Annotated in this window: 1 rRNA gene; it reads right to left on the bottom strand. The window is 46.2% G+C overall.

Features of this window, described 5'->3' with window-relative positions:
- Positions 1-167 precede the first annotated feature (167 nt).
- A 23S ribosomal RNA gene (locus tag DB42_RS10025) occupies positions 168-3,111 on the bottom strand.
- Between the last annotated feature and the right edge of the window lie 341 nt (positions 3,112-3,452).

Here is a 3,452-nt window from a genome sequence, read left to right as displayed (position 1 = left end):
AGCTTTAAAAGCTAGGCAAATGATTAGTTAAGAAATCGTATCAGCTTTTAGCTTTAACGCTTCACACACATAAATCAACGCTTGAATTTCTCTTTCTTACATTGGCTTATTTTGCGTCAGCTTGTAGTCTTTGTTACTTTGACCCAACTTGTCTCGATAAAAGAAAGTTGGTCAAGCCAATCGACTGATTAGTATTGGTTAGCTCAACACATTACTGTGCTTACACATCCAACCTATCTACCATGTAGTCTTCATGGTGTCTAATTGGGATACCTTATCTTGAGGGAGGCTTGGCGTTTAGATGCTTTCAACGCTTATCCTTTCCGAACATAGCTACCCGGCTATGCACTTGGCAGTACAACCGGCACACCATTGGTTCGTTCACTTCGGTCCTCTCGTACTAGAAGCAACTCCTCTCAAGTATCCTGCGCCCACAACAGATAGGGACCAAACTGTCTCACGACGTTTTGAACCCAACTCGCGTACCGCTTTAATTGGCGAACAGCCAAACCCTTGGGACCTTCTTCAGCCCCAGGATGCGATGAGTCGACATCGAGGTGCCAAACCGCCACGTCGATATGAACTCTTGGTGGCGATAAGCCTGTTATCCCCGGAGTACCTTTTATCCGTTGAGCGACGGCGATTCCACTTTCCACCGCCGGATCACTAAGCCCTACTTTCGTACCTGTTCGACTTGTTGGTCTCACAGTTAATTTGCCTTATACCTTTACGCTCTACTCGTGATTGCCAACCACGATGAGGCAAACTTTGGACTCCTCCGTTACTCTTTAGGAGGATACCGCCCCAGTAAAACTGCCCGTCTGGCAATGTCCGTTCCCCAGATTCATGGGTGAACGTTAGATTCCCGACTTGTCAAGACCAGTATTTCACCGTCGACTCCATCTTACCTGACGGCAAGACTTCTAAGTCTCCTGGTTATCCTACACATGACAAGTTAGGAGCCAATACCAGAGTACAGTAAAGGTTCACGGGGTCTTTCCGTCTTATTGCGGGTAAACGGCATCTTCACCGCTACTACAAGTTCACCGAGCCTCTCGTTGAGACAGTGCCCAGATCGTTATACCATTCGTGCAGGTCGGAACTTACCCGACAAGGAATTTCGCTACCTTAGGACCGTTATAGTTACGGCCGCCATTCACCAGGGCTTAAATTCGAAGCTTCGCATTGCTGCTAACCTCTCCTTTTGACCTTTTGGCATTGGGCAGGCATCACACCATATACTTCGACTTAGACGTCTTTGCATAGTGCTGTGTTTTTGTTAAACAGTCGCCTGGGCCATTTCTCTGCGGCCACGCTCCGCTTCACATGCTAGATGTGTCACGGCTCATGGCTCCCCTTCTCCCGAAGTTACGGGGATAATTTGCCGAGTTCCTTAACGAGAGTTCTCTCGCGCGCCTAAGAATATTCTTCCCACCCACCTGTGTCGGTTTTGGTACGGTCACCTTCGACAGCTAGAATCTATTTCTTGGAAACATCGCTCTACACCATCGGTTCATTTGCACTCCCCTTGTCCACTATCTAGAATCCTGCTGACGGATTTGCCTATCAGCCTTCCTCGTAGTGTCACGGACTCTTCCAATCGTCCGCGTGCTTTACTTATTTCGTCAATCCATCGCTGTTGTCTTCGGTGGCGCAGGAATATTTAACCTGCTTTCCATCGCTTACGCTTTTCAGCCTCAGCTTAGGGACCGGCTAACCCAGGGAAGACGAGCTTTACCCTGGAAACCTTGGGTTTTCGGCGAGGCAGATTTTCACTGCCTTTATCGTTTACTCATGCCATGCATTCTCACTAGTATGCGCTCCAATGCTCCTTTCGGTACATCTTCTGTGCCCATACTACGCTCCCCTACCGCGCATATTTTACAATATGCACCCGCGAATTCGGCTCTATGCTTTAGTCCCGGATATTATCGGCGCAAAGTTTCTCGATTGGTGAGCTGTTACGCACTCTTTAAATGATGGCTGCCTCTAAGCCAACATCCCAACTGTTTTAGAAACTTTACTTCCTTACTCACTTAGCATAGAATTAGGGGCCTTATTCGGCGATCTGGGCTGTTCCCCTTTTGACAATGAAGCTTAGCCCCCACTGTCTATCTCCCGGACTGCTTTACAGTATTCGGAGTTTGATTTCCTTTGGTAGACCGGTAGGTCCCCGCGTGAATTCAGTGCTCTACCCCTGTAAAGAATACGTCCGAGGCTAACCCTAAAGTTATTTCGAAGAGAACAAGATATCTCCACGTTTGATTGGCCTTTCACCCCTATCCACAACTCATCCAAAACTTTTTCAACAGTTACTAGTTCGGTCCTCCACAAGGTGTTACCCTTGCTTCAACCTGGTCATGGATAGATCACGTGGTTTCGTGTCTACGCCATATGACTTATTCGCGCTTTTAACGCTCGCTTTCACTTCGGCTCCGGAACGTAGGTCCCTTAACCTTGCCATATAGCGTAACTCGCTGGCTCATCATGCAAAAGGCACGCCGTCAGCCATTCCCTTATAAAGGGCATAGGCCTTCGACCGTTTGTAAGCTGCTGGTTTCAGGTTCTATTTCACTCCCCTAACAGGGGTTCTTTTCGCCTTTCCCTCACGGTACTGGTTCGCTATCGGTTATCAACGAGTATTTAGCCTTGGGAGGTGGTCCTCCCTGCTTCAAACCGGGTTTCACGTGTCCGGCTTTACTCAGGTGCCTATCCTGTCAGGTCCTCTTTTCGTCTACGGGACTATCACCCTATATTGTCCAGCTTTCCAGCGGTGTTCGACTAAGATTTCCTGATCTTTTGATAGGTCCTACAACCCCAGAGTCATCGACTCTGGTTTGGGCTTTTCCCATTTCGCTCGCCGCTACTTTGGGAATCTCTTTATTGATTTCTTTTCCTCTACTTACTAAGATGTTTCAGTTCAGTAGGTCTTGCTTCTTTAACCTATGGATTCAGTTAAAGATGATGAGGTATTACTCTCACCGGGTTTCCCCATTCGGATTCCACCGGGTCTACGCTTTCTTCCAGCTCACCGATGCCTATCGCGGGTTTCGCGTCCTTCATCGCCTGTTGATACCAAGGCATCCACCAGCAGCCCTTAATAGCTTGACCAAAAAATTTAATTTTTGGACTAAAGCTGACGTTTTACAATTACGTCATTAAGTTTAATGAGCATACTTTATTTTGTAAGTGTTTTCCACTTACTTTCGCCAATTGTTCAGTTTTAAATTTACATTTAAAACTTAGGTAAGAAGTTTACTCTTCAAGCGTCGATTTATGTCTGTGAACTTATCAGTGCTTAACGTTTTGCTTTCGCTTAACGTAAGATGCGTTTAATCGTTATTGCTAACGATTCGCTATTAACATGATACTTTTACTTTAATCATCAATCTTATCTTTTGAAGATTAACTCTTTTGTTTGATTTCTTATTAATCACTTGCCTTTCAAGATA

It is taken from the genome of Neochlamydia sp. EPS4, from assembly GCF_000813665.1.
In the GTDB taxonomy this organism is placed as follows: Bacteria; Chlamydiota; Chlamydiia; order Chlamydiales; family Parachlamydiaceae; genus Neochlamydia.
This window is presented reverse-complemented; position numbering and strand designations above follow the sequence as displayed.